7 protein-coding genes and 1 pseudogene are annotated in these 6,078 nt (G+C 62.6%); 7 read left to right on the top strand and 1 reads right to left on the bottom strand.

All coding sequences use genetic code 11. The features are described from left to right. The 3 genes from VGP39_RS01380 to VGP39_RS01390 form a co-directional block, all read left to right on the top strand. On the top strand, positions 1-294 hold a 294-nt coding region (locus VGP39_RS01380), incomplete at its 5' end, for a Bug family tripartite tricarboxylate transporter substrate binding protein (RefSeq protein ID WP_327566317.1). Positions 295-399: 105 nt separating this feature from the next. Continuing rightward, positions 400-603 (top strand): hypothetical protein, encoded by a 204-nt coding sequence (locus tag VGP39_RS01385; RefSeq protein ID WP_327566318.1) that lies wholly within the window; start codon positions 400-402, stop codon positions 601-603. A gap of 115 nt (positions 604-718) precedes the next feature. Then, positions 719-1,537: a DJ-1/PfpI family protein gene (locus VGP39_RS01390; protein WP_327566319.1), complete on the top strand. Its 819-nt coding sequence runs from the start codon at positions 719-721 to the stop codon at positions 1,535-1,537. 74 nt (positions 1,538-1,611) lie between these two features. Here VGP39_RS01390 and VGP39_RS28080 read toward each other — a convergent pair. Next, a pseudogene (locus tag VGP39_RS28080) lies at positions 1,612-1,743 on the bottom strand (phosphopantetheine-binding protein); the annotation flags it as partial. A gap of 271 nt (positions 1,744-2,014) precedes the next feature. Between VGP39_RS28080 and VGP39_RS01395 the strand changes: the two are divergent. From VGP39_RS01395 to VGP39_RS01410, 4 genes are all read left to right on the top strand, one after another. After that, on the top strand, positions 2,015-3,052 hold the full coding sequence (locus tag VGP39_RS01395) for a branched-chain amino acid ABC transporter permease (RefSeq protein ID WP_327566320.1): 1,038 nt from the start codon (positions 2,015-2,017) through the stop codon (positions 3,050-3,052). Then, complete coding sequence (locus VGP39_RS01400) at positions 3,049-4,821, top strand: branched-chain amino acid ABC transporter ATP-binding protein/permease (protein WP_327566321.1); 1,773 nt, start codon at positions 3,049-3,051, stop codon at positions 4,819-4,821. The genes VGP39_RS01395 and VGP39_RS01400 overlap by 4 nt, the downstream gene beginning before the upstream one ends. Then, entirely contained in the window at positions 4,818-5,543 is a 726-nt protein-coding gene (locus VGP39_RS01405; RefSeq protein WP_327566322.1) for an ABC transporter ATP-binding protein, read from the top strand. The genes VGP39_RS01400 and VGP39_RS01405 overlap by 4 nt, the downstream gene beginning before the upstream one ends. Positions 5,544-5,573: 30 nt before the next feature. Next, the coding region (locus VGP39_RS01410) for an ABC transporter substrate-binding protein (RefSeq protein ID WP_327566323.1) at positions 5,574-6,078 on the top strand (505 nt) is incomplete at its 3' end.

Here is a 6,078-nt window from a genome sequence, read left to right on the forward strand (position 1 = left end):
CGGCTCGCTGTGCTGCCCGATACGCCGACGACAGCGCAAGCGGGCTTGCCGCAATACAAGTTCGACGGCTGGTTCGGGCTCGGCGCACCCGCCGGCGTGCCGAGGGACATCCTCGAACGACTGAACGCTGCGTTGAACGAAGCGCTGAAAGATCCTTCCGTACGGGTCAGATTTGAAGAAATCGGCGCCGCGCCGATCGGGCTTGAGCTCGACCAGGCCGGGACATTCCTGTTGGACGAGGTCGTGAAATATCGGGACGTCATCATCAAAGCCGGGATCGCCAGGATCGAATAGCCCGTTCGATCGCTCAGGCAAGCGATATCTGGGCCGCGGACAACGCCACCGCCGGCCTCGCGTCGACCATCGAATCGGGGGGGTCATGTCACTCGCAGTCGGTCAGTGCCCAATAATTCGCGCCAGCGCCGTTCGGGAATCCCCCTGCAACGACTGCTCGAGGTCGACATCTTCTTCGCCACGAACATGAATCCGCTTGAATACCAGCGAGTCGGCTTCGACCGCGCACCCGCGCGGCAGGACGACGAGCGTGTCAGCATTCCTATTCACCGGGAGAGTAGGCCGCGCTACGCGAGTGACCAGATCTAAATTGCGACATCATTCGCCTGCGCACGCCTTACAACAACTCGGTACTGCACGCTTTGTTTGGCTATCGCTAAGCGCTGATGGTACCTCGCTTTCCACTCAGTCACTCCAGTCCATCATGGGTGCGACGGAAAATCGTTTTGATATTTCAATCGTTTACCTTATTGCTCTCGGCGCCATGAACCGCGAACATGTGCGCGTCAAAGATTTGGTCTTGAAACATAGGGAGGGCAGCACCATGGCGGGAAGTCCAGCATTTCCTCGCACCCAGAAAATTGGCGTGTTCGTATTTGACGGCTTTGAGCCGATCGATGTCTTCGGCTTCGCCGAAGCATTCACGATCGCTCGATTCCTCGGCACGAACTATGCAAGCCGGCCACCGTATCCGTTCGAAGTCGTGCTGATCGGCAAGGAAGTCAAGAAGGTCAAAAGCATGAACGGACCGTCGGTCATGCCCGACATGGGATTCGACCAGGCGCGGCACGAGCCGTTCGATGTTCTGATGATACCCGGCGGAGGAGGAACGTGGCCGTTGCTTGACGAGGAGCAAAATCCCGCGGACGTGAAGACGCTGCTCGATTGGCTGCATGCGATGGACGGGAAAGTGCAGATCATGGCTTCGGTCTGCACCGGGGCGGCGGTATTGGCACGTGGCGGTCTGCTTGACGGCCTGCCGGCGGCGACAAATCACGCGGCGTTCGGCTGGGTGACAAAGCAGGGTCCAAAGGTGCTGTGGGACAGCGTCTCGCGATGGGTCGATGCCGGGAAATACGTCACTTCGGCAGGCGTTTCAGCCGGCACCGATATGGGTTTCTATCTGGTATCCCGGCTCGCCGGCCGCGCCGTGGCGGAGGTGGCGGTGAAAGACGCCGAATATGACTGGCACCGTGACCCGCAGGCGCCGATCTTCTACCCGCAACAAGGAGAGGTGTCGTAACCCGCGTGGTCGCCTAAGCCGACAATCTGGTTTGGCTTTGGCTTTCCCTGGATCCCAGCTCGGCGGCAAGCTGCTTACCGTTGGAAACAGAAAATACCGCGAGCGGAAACCTCAATGCTTATATTCTTGCGAATCTGCGACACCAATTGCAACGCAAGCACCGAATGGCCGCCGCGTTCGAAAAAGCCGTCATCGATCCCGATGCGTGGAAGGTTGAGAGCGGCGGCTCACATCGAACAAAGCGATTTCTCGAGGGGAGAGCTCTCCAAACACATCATCCATCGAGGATTGCCAGCCGAAATCGATGCACTGGCACGTTGACGAACCAGCCTCGAAGGGAAGGAGCGATTTGTCGAACAAGACACCCCGGTCGAATTAAGCGCTTGAATTGAACGAGCGGTTGGTTAATTTTAGCCGGGAGGACAAGAGCGTCACCCCCTGAGGCGGGGCCAAGAGACGCTGCCCCGGAGGACACGCGTGGACGCAACCATATTCCTGTTTCTGCTGCAGGACGGCATCATCAACGGCGCGGTCTATGCGCTGGTTGCGATTGCGACGGTGCTGGTGTTCGCGGTGACGCGGGTGATTTTGGTGCCGCAGGGCGAATTCGTGGCATTCACCGCGCTCACCATTGCCGCGCTTGAGAACGGCCATATGCCGTCGACGCCGTGGCTGTTGCTGGCGCTTGGATGCCTCGCCGCGGCATCCGAACTGATACGGCATTTTCGCGAGCTGACGGCGCGCCGCGTCCTGAGAATCGTCCTGTTCGATCTGGCGCTGCCGATTGCGTTGCTGTTGCTGACGCGAACGCTGGCGCCGTTAAAACTCGGGCAAGTGTCCAATATTCTGCTTGCGATTGCCTTGATCACGCCGATGGGCCCGATGATCTATCGCGTCGCGTTCGAACCGATAGCCCATTCCAGCGTGCTGGTGCTGCTGATGGCCGCTTTTGGCGTACATTTTTCGCTGATGGGCCTGGGTCTGTTGTTCTTCGGACCGGAAGGTACCGGCACCGCTCCGCTCTCTTCCGCCTCGTTTTCCCTCGGCGATCTCGTCATTACCGGCCAGAGCGTGGCGGTGCTGATCGTCACCGCGCTGCTGCTGGTGCTGTTCGCGCTGTTCTTCGGGCGCACGCTGCTCGGCAAGGCGCTGCGCGCCTGCTCATCGAACCGCATCGGCGCGCGCCTGGTCGGAATTCCGACCTCGGCCGCGGGGCAAATTGCCTTCGCGCTGGCCGCGCTGCTCGGCGCGGTGTCCGGCGTACTGGTCGGCCCGTTGATGACGGTGTTTTATGACAGCGGTTTCCTGATCGGATTGAAGGCATTCGTCGCGGCGATCCTCGGCGGACTGGTGAGCTATCCGCTGACGGTCCTCGCCGCCCTCGGCGTCGGATTTGCCGAGGCGCTGTTTTCGTTCTGGGCCAGCAATTTCAAGGAAGTGCTGGTGTTCACGCTGATCATTCCGGTGCTGGCATGGCGCTCGCTCGTGGCGCCCCATGCCGAGGAGGCGGAATGAAGCTGTCCTGGCGGCCGTTCATGCCTATCGTCTGCGCGCTGGCGGCCCTGGTCGCGCCCTTCACAGGGCTGATGCCGGACTACTGGGTCACGCTGTTCAATTACATCGGCATTTCCAGTCTGGTCGCCATCGGTCTGGTGCTGCTGACCGGCGTCGGCGGCATGACTTCTTTCGGCCAGGCCGCCTTTGTCGGCTTCGGCGCCTACACCACCGGCGTACTGACCGTGCATTTCGGCGTCTCGCCGTGGCTGACCCTGCCGGTCTCGCTCGCCGTGACGATGATCGCCGCCGGTTTGATCGGCGCGGTCACCGTGCGGCTGTCCGGCCACTACCTACCGCTCGGCACCATCGCCTGGGGCATCGCGTTTTTCTATCTGTTCGGAAACATCAGCTGGCTCGGCGCCCATGACGGACTTGCCGGCATCCCGCCGTTGCGGATCGGCATGCATGCGCTGATCCATCCCAGGGAATATTTCGTGGCGGTCTGGGTCGCCGTCGTGCTCGCGGTGATCGCGACGCAAAACCTACTCGGCGGCCGCGTCGGCCGCGCCATCCGCGCGCTCCGGCGTTCCACCCGTGCCGCCGAGGCTTTCGGCGTCAACACCGCCGCCGCCAAGCTCACGGTGTTCGTCTATGCCGCAATGCTCGCTGGCTTGGCCGGATGGCTCTACGCGCATTTCCAGCGTTCGGTATCGCCAGGCCCATTCGGCATCAGCGCCGGCACCGAATATCTGCTGATGGCGGTGCTGGGCGGCGCGGGGCGCGTCTACGGCGCCATTCTCGGCGCCGCCGGAATTACGGTCCTGCGCGACCAACTGCAGAATTTCCTGCCCTGGTTGGTCGGCAATACCGGCAACTTCGAAGCCATCGCATTCGGCGCGGTGCTGGTGCTGATCCTGCAATTCGCTTCCGGCGGATTGTGGCCGATTCTGTTCGGCCCGTCGCCGGCGACGACGCCACCTGTGCCGCGCGACGATCAGCAGCTGCCCGACCGGCTACTACCGGCGCCGGGAACGCCATTGTTGCAGGCGCAAAGCGCGCGAAAAGCATTCGGCGGGCTGGTCGCGGTCAACGACGTCAGTTTTGAGGTTGAGAGCGGCCGCATCATCGGGTTGATCGGCCCCAATGGCGCGGGCAAGAGCACGACCTTCAACCTGATCACCGGCGTGCTGCCGCTCACCTCGGGGCAGATTCAGTTCGAGGGCCACCCGCTGCAGGCGCAAACCCCGCAACGCGCCGCGGCACTCGGCCTCGGCCGCACCTTCCAGCATGTCGAAATCGTCGCCGACATGAGCGTGATCGAGAATGTCGCGCTTGGGGCGCACCGGCGTGGCAGCGCGGGCCTCGTTCGCTCGATCCTCGATCTCGATCGCGCCGAGGAAGCGCTGCTGTTTGCCGCTGCGCGACGCCAACTCGAACGCGTCGGCCTTGCCGATGTTGCGTTCAAGCCGGCCGGCACCTTGGCGCTGGGGCAATTGCGGCTGGTCGAGGTCGCCCGCGCGCTATGTCTCAATCCGGTCTTGCTGCTGCTGGACGAACCCGCCGCCGGCCTGCGTGTCGGCGAGAAGAAGGCGCTGGCACGTTTGCTGCGCGAAGTGCGCGCCGAGGGGATCAGCGTGCTGCTGGTCGAGCACGACATGGATTTTGTGATGAGCCTTGCCGATCGCCTCGTAGTGCTGGATTTCGGAACCAGGATCGCCGAAGGCATCCCTTCCGCGATCCGGCAGGACCCCGTCGTGCTCGAGGCCTATCTCGGAGGCGTATCATGACGGCGCCGCTGCTCGATGTCAGGGACCTCTGCGTATCCTACGGCCGGGCGCAGGTCGTGCACGACGTTTCGATCTCGGTGACAAAAGGCGCGCTGGTCACCGTGATCGGCTCCAACGGCGCGGGCAAGACCACGCTGCTCAACGCCGTCATGGGGCTCTTGAGCGCGCGGGGCCATATCGGCTTCCGCGGCGCAGAGATCAATTCGGTGCCGCTGGAGAGCCGCGTGCAGGCCGGGCTCTGCCTGGTGCCGGAACGGCGCGAGCTGTTCGCGGACATGCCCGTCGAGGACAACCTGCTGCTTGGAGGTTTTCGGCGCAGGCGCGCTGAACGAAAGCAGACGATGGAAGAGGTGTATGCGCGCCTGCCGCGGCTGCAGGAGCGGCGCCAGCAGCTGGCCGGCACGCTTTCCGGCGGCGAACGGCAGATGCTGGCGATGGGCCGCGCGCTGATGGCGCGCCCTACCCTTCTCATGCTCGACGAGCCGAGCCTCGGCCTTGCGCCGAAAATTGTTCGCGATGTTTTTCACATCCTGACGGATTTGCGCAAGACCGGCGTTTCGATCCTGCTGGTCGAGCAGAACGCGCGCGCCGCACTCGAGGTCGCGGATTATGCATATGTGATGGAATTGGGCGTCATCACCACGGAAGGATCGCCGGCAGAAATTGCCCGGGATCCGCGACTGGTCGAAAGTTATCTCGGCCTCGGCGGCAATGAGTATTAGGATCACAACAACCAAAAGGGAGAAAACAAAATGTTACGCAAGAGTTGGATGATCGTCGCAGCGACGCTGCTGGGGCTGGGCAGCGCGCAGGCGCAGATCAAGGTGGGCATTACCATGAGCGCGTCGGGACCGGGCGCGGCGCTCGGCCAGCCGCAGAGCAAGACCGTCGCGGCACTGCCGAAGGAGATCGCCGGCCAGAAGATCACCTACTTCGCGCTCGACGACGAATCCGATCCGACCAAAGGCGCGCAAAACGGCCGCAAGCTCATCACCGAAGAAAAGGTCGACGTGCTGATCGGCTCGTCGCTGACCCCGGTCAGCCTGCCGCTGATCGACATCGCAGCGGAAGCGAAGACGCCGCTGATGACGATGGCCGCCGCCGCCATCCTGGTCACGCCGATGGATGACAAGCGCAAATGGGTGTTCAAGGTGGTGCCGAACGACGACATCATGGCCAACGCCATCCTGAAATATATCGCCAAGACCGGCGTCAAGACACTCGGCTATATCGGCGTCTCCGATGCCTATGGCGAAG

The sequence above is a fragment of the Bradyrhizobium sp. genome (assembly GCF_036009065.1).
Lineage (GTDB): Bacteria > Pseudomonadota > Alphaproteobacteria > Rhizobiales > Xanthobacteraceae > Bradyrhizobium.

Coding starts and splice junctions, on each gene's coding strand:
- VGP39_RS01390 (WP_327566319.1), top strand. CDS start 719: ATGGGTGCGACGGAAAATCGTTTTGATATTTCAATCGTTTACCTTATT.
- VGP39_RS01400 (WP_327566321.1), top strand. CDS start 3,049: ATGAAGCTGTCCTGGCGGCCGTTCATGCCTATCGTCTGCGCGCTGGCG.
- VGP39_RS01405 (WP_327566322.1), top strand. CDS start 4,818: ATGACGGCGCCGCTGCTCGATGTCAGGGACCTCTGCGTATCCTACGGC.